We start from the raw sequence: 18,181 nt of genomic DNA on the forward strand, positions 1-18,181 counted from the left end.
ACATCCTTTTCTTACTTTTTGAACTTTGTCAGGGTTGCATTTTTCCTAATAAATTGGACGACTTTGTAATAAAGACCGGCCAAGCCACTAGGGAAAAATATCATAACAGTTATCATTAATACCCCATAGATTAATAATCGCAATTCCATTAGGCCTTTTAAATATTCCATACCTGGAATCATGACTAATCCCGCAATCAATCCACCCCAAATTGTTCCTCTACCGCCGACAAAAGAAAGTACCATTACTTCAACTGTATGACTAGTGTTCATAACAGTTGGAGTAATAATGCCGACGAAATGAGCGTAAAACCCTCCGAGTACCCCCGCAATGGCACATGAGATCGTGAAATTCATGATCTTATATTTAGTTACATTGATCCCCGAGGCCTGGGCAGCCTGCAGATCTTGTCCAATAGCCCGAAATGCTGTTCCTATATGAGATTTGATAATAACTTTTAATCCCACATAGGTTAAAACTGTCATTATTAGTATTGTGTAAAAATACTCGATATTTCCAGTAGTGTTAAAAAGCGGTGGAACACTGAGCCCCGATGTTCCTCGTGTTAACTCAACCCAGTTAGCCGTCACCGCAAACATTGCTAATGCAACAAACCACGTCATACAAGAAGCAAAGATCCCGGCCAACCGCAGAGTAAGAAAACCTAAACCAAGACCCAACAATCCAGCCAAAATCCCGCCGGCTAACATTCCAAGCCACGGTGAGACACCTAATTTAACCGCAAGAAGTGCTGAAGTATATGCACCTACTCCCCAAAAAGCCGCGTAACCAAAGTTGTTGATATTAATAAAACCCGCGGTGAAGTCAAAAGCCATAGCCAGTGCCCCCAGCATAAGTGCTGAAATTAGTAGACGGGTAATCACTTCATCCTGTAGAACCAGTGGGAAAATAGCAAGAACAAAAAGCATAGCCAGTCCTAAAGGTGTAAACCCAAACTTCCCTGTGAATCGGACACCTTTTGTAAAACTACTCTCTGCCTTTTCCACGCTCATCCCTCCAATCATTGATAATCTGCATTATTCCGAAACGCTCTTGACCCCTTTTTTGGCAAACAATCCCCGTGGCTTAAATATTAAAATCATGATTATTATGACTAGACTCACGACATCCTGCCAGCCAGAGCCGAATTTCATGTAGGCGAAGGTTTCAAGCAACCCAACTAGCAATCCACCGTAGATACTCGCCCCTATGTTCCCCATTCCAACTAGTATCAGTACAAACCAAGACTTGTAGAGCGGTTGTATGCCCATAAACGGATAAGCGGGTGAAATAGAAAGCAGTATTGCTCCTGCCAAACCAGCAAGCAGACAACTTAACGCAAAGGTCAGCGTATGGATAACGTTTAAATTAACACCAACTATACTCGCTCCAGTTTCATCCTGAGAAACGGCGCGGATAGCTCGTCCCATAGTAGTTTTATTTAAGAAAATCCAGAAGATAGCAATAGTAACCATGGCTATACAAAACCCTACAATACGATCATTAGAAATATTAAAACTGGCAATACTTACTTTTCCGGGCCAATACTGAGTAATCCCTCGATATGTGTTACCCCAAAGCATTTTGGCACTGTTTTGAAGAACAATTGAAATCCCTAAGGTCAAAAGAAATGTGTTCATTATCCAGTTTTTCTTGGACCGTTTACGTAACGGGTAGAACAACGTCTTTTCTGTGATAGCCCCTAAAATAAACGTTCCAACTGCAGCCAATAGAATACTGGAGATCGGGCCGAAGTGAAAATATGAGTAGGCAAAATAAGAAAAATATGCACCTAGCATGTAGAACTCTCCATGAGCAAAGTTTGGGATATTCATTACCCCGAAAACTAAGGAAAGCCCCACTGCCATTAGCGCGTATAATCCCCCTCTTAGGACTCCGGTCAATACAATGTTGAATAATTGCATTGCATCCATATCCATTATTAGTGCACCTCCTTTAACGATCTATCGAGATAGATCATATTAAGCCTTACCATTCCTCCCCAATTAAGTGAAGAGAATGGTAAGGGATTTTAAACGCTTATACCTCTTCTTTATAAACTCCTTCGTGGAGATACTGTAACATTTCATCCTTATCCATATGACCGATGCCCAGATACTCCAAACTGTAACCTGATTCGTAGAAATCCGTTTCGAGCATAGCATTCGCAAGGTTGATCATCGAATCTACAACAGGAGTTTTTACTCCGAATTTCTTACCAAGTTCATGATAAACATGGCATCCTACCGGAATATCCTCAGTGATATATCGATTGTTAATGGTATGTGGGCCTGTTCCAAACTGGATATAATCCTGCTGGTCAAAGGGAATCTCATAATCCGGCCCCATATATTCAGGCCCTAAGATATTTTCTCTTGAGAAGAATTGTTTCTTGTCAAATGCCTGAATGCCGACACCCATTGCTGCTGCTAATTTACATTGTTCTTGGTACAAGGTGTATTGAACTTGAGATATTGATGGACAATAAGCATGGGAGTAGATGGAGAAGTCGTATTTGTTCTCTCCATAAATTACGCCCCAGTTTTCCATGACTCCGACTCCTAAGATGGTACCTGGGCAATGCAGAACTGGATTTACATTACTAAATCCGGTGTCCATGACAGTTTCTCCTCCAACGACGCCATCACCCTTAGTTATTGCATCCATGCTCGGAATATATTTTGTGCTTTCCAGGAAATCATCCTGATCCGTTGTCGGAAGTGCTGCTCCCCTTAGGGTGATTGCTCGATAGTAGGCTCGAACCTTCGGTAAGACGACTCCACCTTTAATTTCAACTCTAGAGCCATAAGGTGCACTAGACCATCCACCAATAATAACCTTCTTAGTACAGCCTGCCTCACGCATCATTTTTCTTAGTAATAAAGAGCCGTAGTTATCCGGGAAGATATGGATGACCATGCCATCTTCTAAGGCAGGAACTAACTGTTCAAAAAAGGGCATGTGTCCGATAGACGGAGTCGTTACGATGACGATTCCTGCACCTTTTACAGCGTCTGCAACATTTGTGGTAACTTTGTCAAACTGAGCGACACCTGAGCGTTCAAACCCGTAGAGGTTCAACTGTTCCCCAAAGAACTTTAAACCCTGTTCTTTAATACCAAATAATGTTTTTTCGGCAAAGGGAGGCAAATCACAAATACGAGTGATTGCGCCACCTAAGGCACAATCTCCAGCTTGCGCCTTACCGCAGGCTCCAGCTCCAAGGATTGCTATTGGTTTGTTTTTTAGATACTCCATGTTACTCATATATTTCGTCCTCCAATATCAAATTTGGTTTGTAACCAGCTTTATATTAACTTTCTGTCATTGATGTTCTTGTTTATAGAGATAGTCGTCAGTTATTCAACATTGAGAAAGTCAAAACTCCTTAAATAGCTTTTCGAATTCCTCCTTACCATCTAAGATATGGTAAACATGCTCATCTGTCGGAAATTGTCCACTTTTTACATCATTGATGTACTGTTTAAATGCATTAACTTCAATTTCAGCAATATTTGCATATTTTTTAACAAACTTTGGAGTAAACGTCTCAAACATGCCCAGCATATCCCCACATATTAACAGCTGACCATCACATGGTTGTCCTGCACCGATCGAATAAACAGGAATCTTTAGTTTCTGTGCAATAAATCCAGTAAGTTCTGGTGGAACTGCTTCTAACAAAAGGGCATATGCTCCTGCTTCTTGAATTGCGATTGCATCGATAATGAGATCCCTTGCACTATTAACGTCTCTACCCTGGGCTTTAAATCCACCTAATTGTCCTGAACTTTGAGGAGTCAAGCCAATGTGGCCCATGACCAACATACCGGCATCAGTAATCGCCTTAATTTTGCTACAAACCCGCCTTCCACCTTCGAGCTTAATGCAATCAACACTTGCCTCTTTATGAAAGCGACCGGCATTTTCTACAGCATCTTGATCCGATACTTGGTAGGATAAAAATGGCATATCCCCAACGATCCAAGTATTCGGTGCCCCCCTGCGAACAGCCTGACAGTGCGAAATACAATCCGCCATAGTTACTGGAATCGTGCTCTCATAACCGAGAACAACCATACCTAAGGAATCTCCCACAAGTATTAAATCCATACCCGCCTGCTCCGCAAAGGAAGCCGTAGGATAGTCATAAGCAGTTACCCATGCGGCTTGTTCCCCATCTTTCTTCATTTTCATAAAATCAAGAATACCTTTTTTACGAGCCAACTTGAAAACCTCCTTTATTTATTACAACTTTATATATTTGCAAACTTCGTGCCATTCTTCGAAATTTTTTAATTAATCTATATTCTTCTTTATTGAGTAAGTCTATAAAGGCTGTAAACAGAGCCACTTCAATTTAAATTATTTCCCCATGAAGTGAAAAAAGAAAAGCTCACAAAGTAAAATAATTAAAAAAATTTAAAATATTTTAATAAGCATGTATAAATTTTTTTACAATTCTATAAAAATGGTTTCAAATATTCGAAAAAATCAAATATTTAGCAAACGTAAAGAATTCTTGCATGCAAAAATTCTTTACGTTTGCTAAATTACCGGTTCTTCTAACTGCTCCTACACTGTCACTCCGATCTAAAGGCAGCCAAAATTGTGCAAAAAAAAGAATGAGAAACAACTTTTTTGTTGCCTCCATTCTTAATTAAACTTTTTGAGTTGTTTTATGATGCTTCACCAGACACCTAGACTGTCAAGCATCAGATCACTGTAACTCACGGTCCAAAATATTTAAAACTTTTAAGCGATACTGAAGGTTTTGTCTTGAAATACTTAAGTTTTTAGCTGCTCTACTAAAATTACCATTATTATTTTTAATTTCTTCAATAATTATTTCTCGCTCAATATCTTTTAATGTTTCTTTCAAATTATTATCTTTGATAATTCTATGATTTTCTTTAGTATTCGAATTATTTACTATGTATTTTGGCAGGTGTTTGGGAGTTATTAAGATATCATTTATTTCAGTCATATTCATTGCATAATCAATACAATGTTTTAGCTGGCGTACATTTCCAGGCCAGTTAAATTTTTTTAAGATAATGGCGACTTCATCCGAAATTCCATGGATGTTTTTCCTCATAATTTTATTGTTCGTTTTAATAAAACTATTTACCAACTCATCTATATCATCAAGTCGCATGCCCAAAGTAGGGATTTCTAATGTTACAGCTGAAAGTCTATAGTAAAGATCTAACCTCAATTGGTTTTTTTTAATTGCTTCAATAGGATTAATATTCGTTGCACTTATTATTCGTCCATTTACTGCGATCTCTTTATTACCCCCAACTTTACGGATCTTATTTGTTTCCAATACTCTAAGAAGCGATGCTTGGAATGCTAAACTAGTAGAATTCAGTTCATCCAAAAATAACGTCCCATTATTAGCTTGTTCAAAAAGACCGATGGTATCATTAGCGCCGGTAAAAGCACCTTTAGTTATTCCAAAGAGTATGCTTTCAAGCAGTGTCTCAGGAATAGAACTACAGTTAATAGCCACAAAGGGCCCATTAGATACAGGACCATAGTTGTGTATGCTTTGGGCAAATAATTCTTTACCAGTTCCGGTTGCACCAACAATAAGTATTGAAGAAGAACAAACTGAAATCTTTTTAGCCAAGGCAATGGTAGATTTAATAACAGCGCTCGATCCAATGATATCGCTAAAATGAAATTGTGTTCCATTTTTAGATTGTATCTTCCTCAGCAAGAGTAGATCATTCTGTAATTGTGTTATAGCAGATGACATTTCAATTATTTGAGATAAATCTTTAAAAACGGCAATAGCACCCAATAATTTATTGTTTGAAAATATTGGGTAGGCACTCGTAACAACATTTACAAGTTTGCCTTTTAGGGTAATAAATTTCATTACTCTATTTATAACTGGCTTTCCTGTTTGTAGTACTCCGAGTATAACACTGTTATCAGCATTTAGTTCTGTATTTTCATCTATCCTATAAGTTTCACATATATTCTTACCTAATATATCTTCCCTCTTATATTGCTCTATTTTTTCACACCCCTTTGAGTAATAAGTAGTGCAGCCTCTTATATCCACAACATGTATACAAATATCTTCTAATATTTCAATAATTCTAAGTGGTAATTCAACTAGATTATCCTCAAGGATGTGTGAGTCTAGATTATTCTCATATTCCCCCATAAATACAACACCATCCTTTTGATATATAGATATTCTCATTAGACTTCTAAAGTAGAATAATGCCAATCTAGCCCATAGGGGTTTCAACTATGCTGGAAGTTGTCGGGGAAGACAGAATCGTTTTTTCTCTACTTTCTTGGATAATAGCACATCTTTCTTCATGAGAAAAGGCTTAGTCAATTCAAAGCTCCGAAGAGTTCCCTAACATCACTTACCGTCGCACTAAGGTAGTTAACATGTAGTTGTTGACTTAAAAATAATACAAGGATCGTATTTGCAAACAGTATCATGGATAATATACAACAAATGAGAGGTAGTTCATTGCCTCTCATCTTTTTAGTTCTCCGGATGCCACGTTGAAATAATGTAAAACAAAGGCATCTTTCTACCAGTATCTTTTGCTTTGCCAGGTATATTTTTATGAATTATTGTCAGGTGGCGAAACTCATCCAAGATCTTATTACCGTTTGTTGCGTTCGAAGGGGACACCCAGTGCAGAAGGGTCAATACTTTTGCCAATCGATAAGAAGAGTACGATGACGGCAACGACATAGGGGAACATGCTGAATACCTGCGTGGGAATCGCGAAGCCCAAGGTTTGAAGGTTGTACTGCAGTGCTTGAGAAAAGCCGATCACCATAGCTGCCGCAAAAATCCCGACGGGATTACGCCGTCCCAGGATGACAGCCACCAAAGCAATATAGCCTCTTCCGGAGGTAACATTCTCCATGAAGAAACCGAGCTGTCCCAGCGTTATACTTGCTCCCCCCAACCCGCCCAGTATACCGTTGACAAAACAAGCGAAGTAGCGGATTGCGAAGACATTAAGGCCGGCAGAGTTCGCCGCCTGCGGATGTTTCCCAACGGCATGCAGATTAACCCCCCACTCCGTCTTATAAAAGAAAATCGCGGTCAGTACAATGCAGATCAGAGCGATATAGACAAACACATTCTGATTGAACAAGGCCGGGCCAATGATCGGAATATGCGACAGCAAAGGAATTTTCACCGCACTGAATACACTGCATGATGGGAGGGTAGTAGTCTGCCCGAAGACGATCAAAAACAGGAAGCTTGTCAGTCCCATCACCATAAAGTTGAGCGCCAAACCCGCAATGGTCTGGTTAGCTTTACAATGGATGCTTAATACGGCATGGATCATACTGACAAAAATGCCGCCCCCGATACCCGCTAAGAGACCCAAGTATAGGTTTCCAGTAAAAAACGAGACGATAAAGCTGAAAAAAGCTCCGGAAAGCATGATAGCCTCAACACCGATATTAAGGATCCCGGCCTTCTCGGAAACAGCCTCTCCCAGTCCCGCTAAGATAAGAGGGGTTGCCATCCTAACAGAGGCGATCAAATACATTGTAACAAGGGTAATAAAACCAGAATCCATTGTTCGATCCTCCTATTCGTCCGTTAAGAGTCGGCGAAATATACTTTTACGGGCCAGAATTAATAAGACGACAACCCCCAAGATAATGGATGAAATAGAGGTGGGTACATCAGCCATACGCTGCATTCCCAATGAACCAATCTGAAGCGCCGCGATGCCCAGAGCAGAGATGACTACACCTACGGGGTGGTTTTTCCCCAACAGCGCGACGATAATGGCGATATATCCATAGCCTGGGGAGATACCTTCAAGCAGCTTGTGATGCAGTCCGGACACCTCACACACACCTGCAATTCCGGCAAGGCCGCCGCTTATCAAAGAGGAGAGAATAATGTTTTTATACACGGAAATACCGGAGCACTTACAGGCCCTGGGATTTAGACCAACAGCCCGCATTTGATAGCCCGTAGGAGTCTTCCATACCAAAAGCCAGACAAGGACTACACTGATTAGAGCGACCAAGAGACCTGCGTGCAACCGTGTAGAGCTCATAAGGGTCGGGAGTGTCGCTCCGTCCGGCAGAAATGCCGACATAGGTAAAGAATTGGAGGGATCCTTGAGGGAAGTACGCACCAAAATACCTACAATACTTATAGCAATATAATTAAACATGAGCGTGGTAATCACCTCCGAGATCCCGAACCGTACCTTTAAAAACCCCGGAACAGCGGACCAAACCCCTCCAAAAACGAACCCTCCCAAGATCACCAGCGGAATCATAACCATTGCCGGTAGATCGTGAAGCCAGAAAGCAATGCAGGTAACGGCAATGGCACCCATGTAAAGCTGCCCTTCGGCACCAATGTTGATAAACCCGCTTCGGGACCCTACTGCCACGCCCAATCCAGTTAGGATTAACGGAGTTGCTTTCACCAAAACCTCGGAAACTGAATAGAAGGAGCCGAAAATTCCGGATAAAAAGCTGGAGAATGCCTGGTCTACGTTGCTGCCAACCATAAGGATCAGTACAATCGTAATGGATAACGTCAGAACGGCAATACCAAGAAAAGACAGAGATTTTCCAAACTGTTTCATAGTGATTCCTTCCTTGCTTCAGACGTTTTCCCAGCCATCATAAGACCGACCTGGGAGAGATTCAGTTCTTTAGTGTTAGGGAAAATTCCCATGAAACGCCCTTTATAAATCACGGCGATCCTATCACTCAGTAAGAGGACTTCCTCTAAGTCCGCTGAGATGAGGAGAATACTGCACCCTTTTCCTCGATGCTGGAGAAGCTGCTGTTGGACGAACTCTGTGGCACCAATATCAAGCCCGCGTGTCGGTTGATGTGCCACGATAGCTTTCGGGTCACCCGCCATTTCTCGTGCCAGGATTAGCTTTTGCTGGTTTCCGCCAGACAGGTAGCGCAGGGGAGTGTTCAAACCTGGGGTTTTGATGGCGTATTCTTCCACTGGGGAGTAAGCACTGCAGTAGGCTCATCCAGAATAAGCAGCTCTGCATCTCGATAGAGAAGTTTAATAATCTCAACTCTTTGCTGTTCGCCTACGGACAAGGTGGAGAGGTAAGCACCCACATCGATCTGCAACCCGTATTTTTTCGAAACGTCCGTAATCGTTGCCTTAAGTGCCTTACGGTTAGGAAAAGGATATCCTTTTTCTCTAAGCCCGAGGGTTATGTTCTGCGACACGGTTAGGGTGGGTACCAGCATAAAATGCTGATGCACCATGCCGATATGGAAAGCAATAGCGTCTCTGGGTGATGTAAAGGCAACCTCTTGCCCTTTCCAGAAAATATCCCCGGAATCCCTTGCATAGATGCCGTACAAAATGTTCATCAATGTAGTTTTCCCGGCACCGTTTTCTCCTAAGAGCGCATGGATCTCTCCGGGCTCCAGATCGAAACATACCTGGTTATTGGCCATTTTCCCAAAAAACGATTTGTTGATGTTCTTCATGGAAAGCAAAGCCATAGATTCAACCTCCCTAAAAAGAAAAAGATGTCTCTGGACAGTTCGCAACATGATCCATCGAGACATCTTCTAAATGTTTATGTCTATTTTGTGGATTTCTCGATGACTGGGACGGTAAAAGTCCCATCAATAATCTGTTTCTTGGTATCTTCTATCAGTTTCTTGGTAGCCTCGGGAATCTTACTCTCGAAAGAATGGTACGGGGAAATATCGACGACGTTCTCTTTCATACCCAAGTGAGAAATTCCGCCTTTAAACGAACCATTTTTAACCGCATCGACAGCGGTTAGTATAACTGTTGGCATATTGTACACCGTCGAACACATAACCGTATTAGGCGCGATTGAACTCTGGTCGTATGAATTGCCGCAAGCCAGGATACCTTTTTCCTCTGCCGCCTTAATTGCGCCGGTACCCGCCTGGTTTGCAACATGGTAGAGAACATCTGCACCCTTGCCGATCATGGACAGCGCCGCATCTTTACCGGCAGAAACGTCGGTAAATGAATTGACGTAAATATCATAAACAATGATGTCGGGGTTTACTTTTTTTGCACCTAACTTAAAGGCCTCAAGCTCCTTGACAATAGAGGGTTGCTCTATACCGCCAATTACCCCGATTTTACCGGTTTTGGACATCGAACCAGACAGGATACCCATCAAATATCCGCCCTGCTCGCAGCTCATTACATAGGAAGCCATATTCGAAGCCTGTGAATTGGACTCAGTTGCCATGAAGTTGAGCTTAGGAAATTTTTGGGCCACACGGACTGCTGGATCTCCAAACTGGAAACCGTGCCCGATAATTAAATTATATCCCCGTGCAGCATAATCGTTGTACGCTGATTCGGTGTCGGCGACACCTACATTTTCTGAATAGGTGGTCTCTAACCCGAATTTCGATTCAGCGGCCTTAAGTCCCTCCAAAGCTGTCGCATTCCAACCCTGATCATTGGCAGGACCGGATAAGAGCAGAGCCACTTTCATCTTTTCCTCTTTTGACGTGGTCTGTTGTGCGCCGCCACTGGCGCAACCGGTTAACAACACTAACATACACATAAGAATTGCGATCCCTTTAATAAGTTTCATCATAATTCCTCCTCTTGGTTATTTGTATCGTTTTATTTTTAGCGGAATGCCTCACATTCATTGCGAAGCACCCGCGTACAAACCTGCTCCCCTTGTTCGGCCAGTGCCTGTTCGTCGACACCCAACAGCTGGCCGTGCCGGAACACAACCTTACCGTTGACCATCGTCAGCCAGACCGGGCCAGTTACGCCAACTCGCGCCAGAATGTTTTTAGGGTCATGGAGGGTACCCGTCAATTCCAACACCCCAGTGTTAATCATGAACAAGTCAGCGGCTTTTCCAACCTCCAACGATCCCAGTTTGTCTCGTCCTAACGTTTTTGCACCATTAACCGTTGCTATTTTCAGTAACTCGTAAGGTGAAACGCAACCCCCTCGCTCTTTGCTATGGTAAGCTTGCATAAGATAAGCCATCCTGAGGGAATCAAGCAGACTGGAACTGTCATTGGTTGCGGAACCGTCGCATCCGAGACTAACAATCACGTTATCCTTCTGGAGGGCTTTCATATTAAGAATCGGGAAACCGCCCAAGACCGCAGGCGCCGGACAATGGGAAACCCCAGTGCCTGTTTGTCCCATCACCTTGAATTCATAGGGTTGTAGCTCCCATCCATGGGCAATCCAGACATCCGAGCCGACAAAGCCGATTCCCTCGCACCATTCAAGCGTTCGCTTCTTCCAGCGCTCCTGCATAATGATGTTTTCTCCCTCGCCAAGATGGGTATGCAGGCGTACACCTTTTGCCCTTGGCCAGAGCGACGGATTCTTGGAAGGTTTCTATGTAGCTGTTAATCGGTTGACAGGGTGCCACCACGATTTGGTGCATGGAAAAGGGTGCTGGATCATGATACAAATCAATCAGACGCTCACAATCGGAAATGAATTCATCGGTTGTTTCCAGCATTTCGTCAGGGATCGTGCTCCCTTTGCTGCGGGGGAGTGTATTAGTCCCTCTACCTGCATGATACCTAATACCCAGTTGGGCAGCCGCTTCCATCTGCCGGTCGACCAACAACTTGCCCGATGCACTCGTATAGCAATACTGGTGGTCGAAAGCGCAGGTACATCCGTGCTTGAGTAAGTCTCCCATGGCAGCCAATGAAGAATAATAAATAACCTCAGAATCAACTTTTTGAAAAATACGGTAAATCTTGTCCAGCCACTCGACCACCAGCATATTGGGATAATCTATGGTCATCAGGTTGCGAACAAAGGTTTGAAAAAAGTGGTGATGCGTGTTGATCAGGCCGGGATAAACGAATTTGTCACGCCCATCGATCACTTCAGCGTCCTGCGACGATAAATTCTTACCCATCTGGATAATCTGTGGTCCTTCGATAAGCATATCGGTATCATAAAACACTTGATCTGCAGCGTCACACGTCACAATTGCCCGTGCATTTTTAATTAGGATTCTTTTTTCCATCGTTGTCTTCATTGCCTTTCTATTTGTCAATGTTGATTTCTTTATATCGGCAACGGGTTTGTTTACACCCTGTTGTATATATTTCGTATTTTATACCCTATAGTTACTATAGGGTCAAGTACCTTTTTTAACAAGAAAGTGTATACATAAACTATTAGTGTTGTTAAAACGCTTGGGTTTTCACGTTTTCACGTTTCATTTATGCCGACTGAACTTCTAGTCATCTAGGGATTTTCATATTAAAAAGAGCCCTTCAGCTCAAACGTTGAACTTGAAGGACTCTACTCATGTCAGCAGATGCTAAAAGAAATTTGCTACCAATTATTATCACTCAAATATTTGAGAATTTGCATTGACATTTCCCCCTGTCCCATTATATCATGCTAATTGTGCAAAAGAAGGAATATGGTAATGCTTTCCGTTTTACTGATTGATGGCTTTTTTTCTAACACATAAAAAAGCTTCCTACATATAATAGCAAAGTGTGTATTATTTTTTTACAAACACTTTACAAGTGGATAATTTGGATCAAACTTTTTCAATAAAATGAATTATACAAAATCTAAGGAGGTTCTTATGTATTTGCGTTTTCGTACAGAACTATTACAGTTATCCCATGAACTTGAGCAACTTTGGGTACCAGAACTACGTGGTGCTAGCAATGAGACTAAGTTCTTAGCCACTAAAGGAAGGGTCCTAGATATTCTAAAAGTATTATACGGTGAAACTTCTAGAGAATTTCGAGTTGTCAAACTAACCTGTTCACCAGCCACCGTTGTCAAAGTAGTCAACCATATTATTTGCAGGGCATCCATGAACTCACCCTACACTAAGGCAGTTAACATGTAATTATGACAAAAGACGTCCTGTATTAAACGTCTTAGCCTTGAGATAATACAACGATCGTATTTGCAAACAGTATCATGTACGACATGATGAGAGGCCGTTCTTTGCCTCTCATCTTTTTTATTCTCCGAATGCCACGCGGGTTTGTAGCACGAAAGATAACCGCAATCCTATCCTAACCCTTCTCCGCTTTTCTCATTAGCATCTCTTGATACCTGTCTAAAACATCATCCAACTCTTGACTTGCAGCTACAACTACCGGATCCGTATAAGCTCTTCCCTCTTTTGTCTTAATCACGTTCAGGCGTAATTCTTCAATTCGCTTTATTAATTCGTTGATCTCAGACATACTATCCTCCGTTAATTTTTATTTTGGGGATTAGTGCGCCCAAAAATCAAGTCCCCGGCAATACCGAGGACTCTATATTATGTCTTATGATTGATGAGAACCTTCACTTTGAAACATAATTCTCATGATTTATAAAAAATAGTCCAATCAAACATTAAAACGCTGCTAAGTCTTTTAGCGGTTTTAACACCAGGATTTTTGTTGCCTGACTCTATTTCTGCATAATATGATCTACTTATTCCTGCTTTATTTGCAACTTGTTGCTGTGTTAAATCCCCCCGATAGTTTATTAGCCACAGCCTCGTCTTGCCAAATTCAGCCACAATTCCCCCCCTTTATCTCGTTGCGTAACGCGACTTAATTTATCTTAATAATACAGTCGCAATTCGCGACTGTCAATGATTTTGTTGAGATTCGCAACACTTATTTTAAATGTCGCTTATTGCGACTATACTAGATAGGAGAGGAGGTATGTTTGTAATGTTAGGGAAAAGGCTACTATATCTAAGAAACAAGCTCGAACTCACACAAGAGGAACTAGCAAAAATACTTTGTATGTCCCGAAGTACGTATGCACAGTATGAAGTAGATAGGCGTAAACCTGATTATGATACTCTACAAAGAATTGCGGATTATTTTAAAGTCTCTACTGATTTCTTATTAGGACGGACAGAACATTCTGTAATTGAAGAATGTAATTTTCCAAGCAGGCTAAAGATGATTCGTGAACTAAATGGTATCTCACTAAAACAATTAGCCGAAAATCTTAACATATCTCCAACCGACGTATCACAATTTGAAACAGGCGAAAAATATCCCGACCCCTCTACTTTGAAAGTTTTGGCAGAAAGTCTGAGTTGTTCTGTTGACTTTCTTCTCGGACGAATCACTGACCCAAGACCTTATTTACTTGAAAGCCAACAAGGTTACAGTACTTCAGCCGCCCACCGTTCAGACGACCCAATGGAGGATCTGCCAGAGGAAGCGAGAAAATCCCTTGAAGAATTCAAAGAATTTATTCTTAATAAATACCGTAAAGACAATTAGGGCGCGTAGACGTCACTACATCAAAAAGACTCATCTGATCAATGTTATCTCCGCTTGAACCTGGTGGCCCCTTGGCGATGTCTATATTCCAACCATTTGATATTGTGATAATAGCCTTACGCGGAAATCATACACTGGTTTCTTCCAGCTAATTTGCCCCGATAAAGAGCCTCATCTGCGCTGGCTATTAGTATGTCCAAGGAGGTGTTTTCCCGGTATTGACATAATCCAAGGGTAATCGTAACGCTCTTGCCGATGTCTGCGTGACAGTATTCCGCTACTGCCCTGCGTATCTCATTGGCCTTGCCATGAATCGTATCCAATTGCTCCGTCTCCAGTACTATTAAGAATTCCTCGCCGCCCCACCGGCCAACAAAACCACAGCCGCCAATAGCTGCCCTTAATATTTCTGATAAAAGCACAAGGATTTCGTCACCTTTAACATGCCCGAACTGATCATTAATCTCTTTAAAATGATCAATATCAGCTAAGCCAATGTAAAAGCCCTTTTTCTGCTCAATAAGTTCCTTAATTTTGGCAAACACCAACCGTCTGTTGGGCAATTTTGTCAGATAATCCGTTTTAGACATGACTTCCATTTCCTCCAGAGCCTTCTGTAAATCGGAAGTCCGTTCCTTAACCAGGGATTCAAGATTACTGTTCATAAGCTTAAGCTCTGACAAAATAGCTTTATTCTCTACAGAGAGCTGCTCAGCTCTTGTAAAAGCATTGGAAAATCTGGCAGACAAGGTATAGGCCTGGGTAAAGGTAAAGACTGAAACACCGAACGGAATGAGTGAAGGTGTATTGGCAAGTGTGATTTGATAAATAAAATCATTGATCAATGTTATCCCTAAAAAAGCGAAACCCAGCAATACGATATTTGCAAAAGGAACTCCTTTCCATACGCCAATCACCAAGCGAATCATTGCATAGCCCAATAATATAAATGCAAAGACAGCATAAATCATCAATAGCCTGTCCGCTGAACTATAGGGAATCAATAGGATGAGAAAACCAAACAATGATCCCAGAGCGATGCTGATCTTGACAAACCATTTGGCGAATAGGCCATCCAAAGCATAGTATAAGAATCCACACAAAGCTGCAAAACCGATAAACACAGATAGATAAGCCATTCGTCCGTAAACAAAAAAACTGAGATTCAAATGACTTGGTAAGAAGCGTTCTCCTACCAATAACATACGGAGTGCAAACAAGAGGCAAAAAAACCCGAAATAAAGCGGTGCACGATCCTTTGTCCTCATAATATACAGACCAAAATGATAGATTCCCATAATGAGCAGCATACCAAAAAGGAACAAATCCCTGCCTAAACCCAACTGTACTTCTCGGGAAATCTGGGAGGCTAATCCGATTTTAGGCGCCACGATGGTACAATCTTCCGCTATAAAATCTGATGTATGATAAATTAGCTCCACTTCATGACTTTCCGGGTTAAAGTAGGTGGCGAGTATATTGTAGTAAGGAACGCTATTCTCCCGGCTCGTTCCGACTTTTCCCACTTCACCGTGTAGATTGCCGTCAATGTAGAGTTTAAAGGATGTCAGTATGATATCTGTCCGTAGTCCATAGGTCCTCGTACCCTCAGGCAGTTTTATAACGAGCCTCATCGTACCGTAGAATTTGTTTCCCGCAAAGGGCTTAAAGCGCGCCATGCTCTCTTTGGTGTTGGGTATTTCAATAGGTGTTGGCATAACGTCAATGCCCTGCTCAAAGTCTTCATGAATCAGAAACCGATTGAAGTAGAATGACCACGCACCTTCTAAGCTTACAATTCCATGGTTCTCAAATGACCAGTTGCTTAAATTTAGAAGACCGTTGATTGGTTTTGGTGGTTGCGCGACAGTTGGTTTATTTAAAAATAATGTAGCTGATAAAAGGATAATTAGCGCAATAATTGCAAATATCGGAGCGATTTTCTTTCTCATAATATCCTCTACTTATTCAATCTGGCCCCGTCAATAAAGTGAAAAGGCTGCAGGGAGGGCATATTGTCGCCTTTGTTAAAGTCATCCGGGCAATACCCGTTTGGTACGTATTCTGTAGAGATGAATCCCATCGCCATGAAGGTCTCTGCCGTTAATTCACTGCAAAACACTTCCCTATCGGGCGCTGGTTTATTAAAAGACCTGCCTTCTATGTAGTATTTCAAGGCATTTTCAGCCGTTGGAAATCCACGATCATGAACTTTGTCTATGAAATCCTTAAGCTGTTCCAGCTCCCGTTGCTTCAACGAAGGATTTAAATATTTCACCAGAAAATGCGTATCGTAATGTTGATTTATATCCACCTGGATACGATCCTGCAGTGATACGAGCATGGGGCCGTTTTCTTTGGGCTTGCCTGTCAGGTAATCCGTCAGGCCGTCACCGGAGGCTGTCGACTCCCAAAAAAGAGGTTCTTCAACCGTTATGCCGATGTCCTTGGGTAAAACAACCATACCAACGTGTGACCAGTATGACCATTCAATCAATTCGATCAGCTTACTTGTCGTTTGAACACCATGGAATAAAAACAGATCCCCGGTTTTGAGGCTGTCTTTTACATCATTGTAAGCTATCTCTCTAATCATAATCTTAATCATCCTTTTAATTTTTTAGCGAAATACCCTTGCCCGTTCCAACCTTACCACCGTCTCCACATGCCTTGTCACATTTCTCTTTGTGTTTGATCCTTGGTATATTGTCAAATTTACCTTTCATTTTAGACACTAATCTTTATTATTCGAGTTATCCTTTAATATTTCCGCGTGATTTGTTTATTCCCTTCCAGGATATTGGCAAAAAGCAAAAAAAAAGACCTAGTCTTCCACGCACTTGGCATCAGAACATTCCACACCGTTGGGCAATACCTACCAGAGGTGTACTCTTGATTCAATATCAATCTCTTGATAGAATATGTTGTTATAACCTTAATCGCAAGATTTTACTCAACAAAATCTTGCGATTTTCTGATACTTTCTCCTGCTTTTCAAAAAGTTTACGCAGTTTTTCAATCTCGCGGTATTTAAGCATCTGATCCTGCTGCTCAAGCACAGCGATTTGGCTTAGAACTCATTTTCATATCTTTTGAAAAATTCATAATATGTTCGCACGTTTTCCAGCTTTGCCCACTGCTTCACATCAACTGGATTCTCTTCAAGAGAATAGATTTTTGCTCCACGCAGGGCAAGCAGAAATGGCGAATGTGTTGATACTATTTTTGTTCAATTTCGGTAACACATTCGCTTTTGATCTTTTCAACCAGAAATTGCAGTGCATCAACAACATGTGGTCTTATGTCGCCGCCTATCAGTACATACATTATGTCGTCGCCAAGTTCAAGTTGGCCTTCATTAAGCCAAACCCTGACATACCTCACGGATACTCTCATCAATCAACTTCAGAAACCTTTCTTCCCATGTTTGAAAACGAAGATAGCTTCTCTATCATCTCAATAATTCTACTTGTAAATTCTAGAGCATAAGTATTCTGAATCACGTTGTATGAATTCATTTATGCCTTCTAAGTCAAGAATGGCCAACTCAGACCAATCGATTCTCATTTATTTAATATCCTTTTCTTAACTTCTTCATGTGAGTACACTTTACCTTCTTCGGCTATTTTTAGAGATAGCTCTATTTTCTTCTTTACATAAAACTGGTACATTATATCATCCCAGGTAGCTTGATCAGGCAAATTATTGATTATTTTAATTGCAGCTTCTTTTACTTGGCTCATATATTTTCACCTCTCACAAAGCACTTCTAATATTAGTATATCACTAAAAACCGACTTTCTACATATCATCCCCAAAAAATGTCATTAAGCAAAGCTTTCGCCTAACGTCTGGGGGTTAGCGACGTCGAGTTATTACCCAAGATATAATACTTCGATGTCGCTAACCCGTGTTA

The 18,181-nt window shown here is 41.5% G+C and carries 17 protein-coding genes and 3 pseudogenes; 2 read left to right on the forward strand and 18 right to left on the reverse strand.

Going from position 1 to position 18,181, the window contains the following annotated elements; all coding sequences use genetic code 11:
• Positions 1–11: 11 nt before the first annotated feature.
• The 11 genes and pseudogenes from JL57_RS17785 to JL57_RS36480 all read right to left on the reverse strand — a co-directional run bounded on the left by JL57_RS17785 (position 12) and on the right by JL57_RS36480 (position 12,053).
• Complete coding sequence (locus tag JL57_RS17785) at positions 12–1,007, reverse strand: branched-chain amino acid ABC transporter permease (protein ID WP_034143357.1); 996 nt, start codon at positions 1,005–1,007, stop codon at positions 12–14.
• 30 nt (positions 1,008–1,037) lie between these two features.
• Complete coding sequence (locus JL57_RS17790) at positions 1,038–1,940, reverse strand: branched-chain amino acid ABC transporter permease (protein ID WP_034143358.1); 903 nt, start codon at positions 1,938–1,940, stop codon at positions 1,038–1,040.
• A gap of 100 nt (positions 1,941–2,040) precedes the next feature.
• Positions 2,041–3,267 carry an NAD/NADP octopine/nopaline dehydrogenase family protein gene (locus JL57_RS17795; protein WP_034143359.1) on the reverse strand — a complete coding sequence of 409 codons (1,227 nt, stop codon included), beginning with the start codon at positions 3,265–3,267 and terminating at the stop codon, positions 2,041–2,043.
• A gap of 111 nt (positions 3,268–3,378) precedes the next feature.
• On the reverse strand, positions 3,379–4,227 hold the full coding sequence (gene panB / locus JL57_RS17800) for a 3-methyl-2-oxobutanoate hydroxymethyltransferase (RefSeq protein ID WP_291300233.1): 849 nt from the start codon (positions 4,225–4,227) through the stop codon (positions 3,379–3,381).
• 493 nt (positions 4,228–4,720) lie between these two features.
• Positions 4,721–6,181: a sigma-54-dependent Fis family transcriptional regulator gene (locus JL57_RS17805; protein ID WP_034143360.1), complete on the reverse strand. Its 1,461-nt coding sequence runs from the start codon at positions 6,179–6,181 to the stop codon at positions 4,721–4,723.
• Between the two features lie 460 nt (positions 6,182–6,641).
• Positions 6,642–7,580, reverse strand: a complete 939-nt coding sequence (locus JL57_RS17810; protein ID WP_034143361.1) for an ABC transporter permease — start codon at positions 7,578–7,580, stop codon at positions 6,642–6,644.
• A 12-nt stretch (positions 7,581–7,592) separates the two neighbouring features.
• Positions 7,593–8,615, reverse strand: a complete 1,023-nt coding sequence (locus JL57_RS17815) for an ABC transporter permease (RefSeq protein WP_034143362.1) — start codon at positions 8,613–8,615, stop codon at positions 7,593–7,595.
• Positions 8,612–9,510 (reverse strand): annotated as a pseudogene (locus JL57_RS17820) (ATP-binding cassette domain-containing protein). Before JL57_RS17820 ends, JL57_RS17815 begins: the two are co-directional and overlap by 4 nt.
• Before the next feature lie 83 nt (positions 9,511–9,593).
• Positions 9,594–10,601 carry a BMP family protein gene (locus JL57_RS17825; protein ID WP_291300234.1) on the reverse strand — a complete coding sequence of 336 codons (1,008 nt, stop codon included), beginning with the start codon at positions 10,599–10,601 and terminating at the stop codon, positions 9,594–9,596.
• A 35-nt stretch (positions 10,602–10,636) separates the two neighbouring features.
• Entirely contained in the window at positions 10,637–11,290 is a 654-nt protein-coding gene (locus JL57_RS36475) for an amidohydrolase family protein (protein WP_366557047.1), read from the reverse strand.
• On the reverse strand, positions 11,259–12,053 hold the full coding sequence (locus JL57_RS36480) for an amidohydrolase family protein (protein ID WP_366557048.1): 795 nt from the start codon (positions 12,051–12,053) through the stop codon (positions 11,259–11,261). The genes JL57_RS36475 and JL57_RS36480 overlap by 32 nt, the downstream gene beginning before the upstream one ends.
• Positions 12,054–12,599: 546 nt before the next feature.
• Here JL57_RS36480 and JL57_RS17835 point away from each other — a divergent pair.
• Positions 12,600–12,872, forward strand: coding sequence for a hypothetical protein (locus JL57_RS17835; protein ID WP_034143364.1), 273 nt, complete (start codon positions 12,600–12,602; stop codon positions 12,870–12,872).
• A gap of 172 nt (positions 12,873–13,044) precedes the next feature.
• On the opposite strand, the gene JL57_RS17840 is transcribed toward JL57_RS17835, so the two are convergent.
• Both JL57_RS17840 and JL57_RS17845 read right to left on the reverse strand, forming a co-directional pair.
• Complete coding sequence (locus tag JL57_RS17840) at positions 13,045–13,218, reverse strand: aspartyl-phosphate phosphatase Spo0E family protein (protein ID WP_034143365.1); 174 nt, start codon at positions 13,216–13,218, stop codon at positions 13,045–13,047.
• A gap of 122 nt (positions 13,219–13,340) precedes the next feature.
• Positions 13,341–13,541: a helix-turn-helix transcriptional regulator gene (locus JL57_RS17845; protein ID WP_034143366.1), complete on the reverse strand. Its 201-nt coding sequence runs from the start codon at positions 13,539–13,541 to the stop codon at positions 13,341–13,343.
• 148 nt (positions 13,542–13,689) lie between these two features.
• Between JL57_RS17845 and JL57_RS17850 the strand changes: the two genes are divergently transcribed.
• Complete coding sequence (locus JL57_RS17850; protein ID WP_291300235.1) at positions 13,690–14,265, forward strand: helix-turn-helix domain-containing protein; 576 nt, start codon at positions 13,690–13,692, stop codon at positions 14,263–14,265.
• 116 nt (positions 14,266–14,381) lie between these two features.
• On the opposite strand, the gene JL57_RS17855 is transcribed toward JL57_RS17850, so the two are convergent.
• From JL57_RS17855 to JL57_RS17870, 5 genes and pseudogenes are all read right to left on the reverse strand, one after another.
• Positions 14,382–16,217 carry a diguanylate cyclase gene (locus tag JL57_RS17855; protein ID WP_034143368.1) on the reverse strand — a complete coding sequence of 612 codons (1,836 nt, stop codon included), beginning with the start codon at positions 16,215–16,217 and terminating at the stop codon, positions 14,382–14,384.
• A gap of 8 nt (positions 16,218–16,225) precedes the next feature.
• Positions 16,226–16,861, reverse strand: coding sequence for a hypothetical protein (locus JL57_RS17860; RefSeq protein ID WP_034143369.1), 636 nt, complete (start codon positions 16,859–16,861; stop codon positions 16,226–16,228).
• 474 nt (positions 16,862–17,335) lie between these two features.
• Positions 17,336–17,488, reverse strand: a pseudogene (locus tag JL57_RS34750) (AAA family ATPase); the annotation flags it as partial.
• Positions 17,485–17,643: pseudogene (locus JL57_RS34755) on the reverse strand (molybdopterin biosynthesis protein); the annotation flags it as partial. The pseudogenes JL57_RS34750 and JL57_RS34755, both read right to left, overlap by 4 nt.
• 185 nt (positions 17,644–17,828) lie before the next feature.
• A complete protein-coding gene (locus JL57_RS17870; RefSeq protein ID WP_034143371.1) occupies positions 17,829–18,008 on the reverse strand; it encodes a hypothetical protein in 180 nt (59 codons plus the stop codon).
• Positions 18,009–18,181: the final 173 nt, after the last annotated feature.

The sequence above is a fragment of the Desulfosporosinus sp. BICA1-9 genome (genome assembly GCF_000802135.1).

Bases quoted from the DNA above. Each gene is read 5' to 3' on its own strand.
- JL57_RS17805 (WP_034143360.1), bottom strand. From the start codon at position 6,181: ATGGGGGAATATGAGAATAATCTAGACTCACACATCCTTGAGGATAAT.
- JL57_RS17795 (WP_034143359.1), bottom strand. From the start codon at position 3,267: ATGAGTAACATGGAGTATCTAAAAAACAAACCAATAGCAATCCTTGGA.
- JL57_RS36475 (WP_366557047.1), bottom strand. From the start codon at position 11,290: ATGCAGGAGCGCTGGAAGAAGCGAACGCTTGAATGGTGCGAGGGAATC.
- JL57_RS17870 (WP_034143371.1), bottom strand. From the start codon at position 18,008: ATGAGCCAAGTAAAAGAAGCTGCAATTAAAATAATCAATAATTTGCCT.
- JL57_RS17835 (WP_034143364.1), top strand. From the start codon at position 12,600: ATGTATTTGCGTTTTCGTACAGAACTATTACAGTTATCCCATGAACTT.
- JL57_RS17850 (WP_291300235.1), top strand. From the start codon at position 13,690: ATGTTTGTAATGTTAGGGAAAAGGCTACTATATCTAAGAAACAAGCTC.
- JL57_RS17790 (WP_034143358.1), bottom strand. From the start codon at position 1,940: ATGGATATGGATGCAATGCAATTATTCAACATTGTATTGACCGGAGTC.
- JL57_RS17855 (WP_034143368.1), bottom strand. From the start codon at position 16,217: ATGAGAAAGAAAATCGCTCCGATATTTGCAATTATTGCGCTAATTATC.
- JL57_RS17810 (WP_034143361.1), bottom strand. From the start codon at position 7,580: ATGGATTCTGGTTTTATTACCCTTGTTACAATGTATTTGATCGCCTCT.
- JL57_RS17840 (WP_034143365.1), bottom strand. From the start codon at position 13,218: ATGTCTGAGATCAACGAATTAATAAAGCGAATTGAAGAATTACGCCTG.
- JL57_RS17815 (WP_034143362.1), bottom strand. From the start codon at position 8,615: ATGAAACAGTTTGGAAAATCTCTGTCTTTTCTTGGTATTGCCGTTCTG.
- JL57_RS17860 (WP_034143369.1), bottom strand. From the start codon at position 16,861: ATGATTAGAGAGATAGCTTACAATGATGTAAAAGACAGCCTCAAAACC.
- JL57_RS17825 (WP_291300234.1), bottom strand. From the start codon at position 10,601: ATGATGAAACTTATTAAAGGGATCGCAATTCTTATGTGTATGTTAGTG.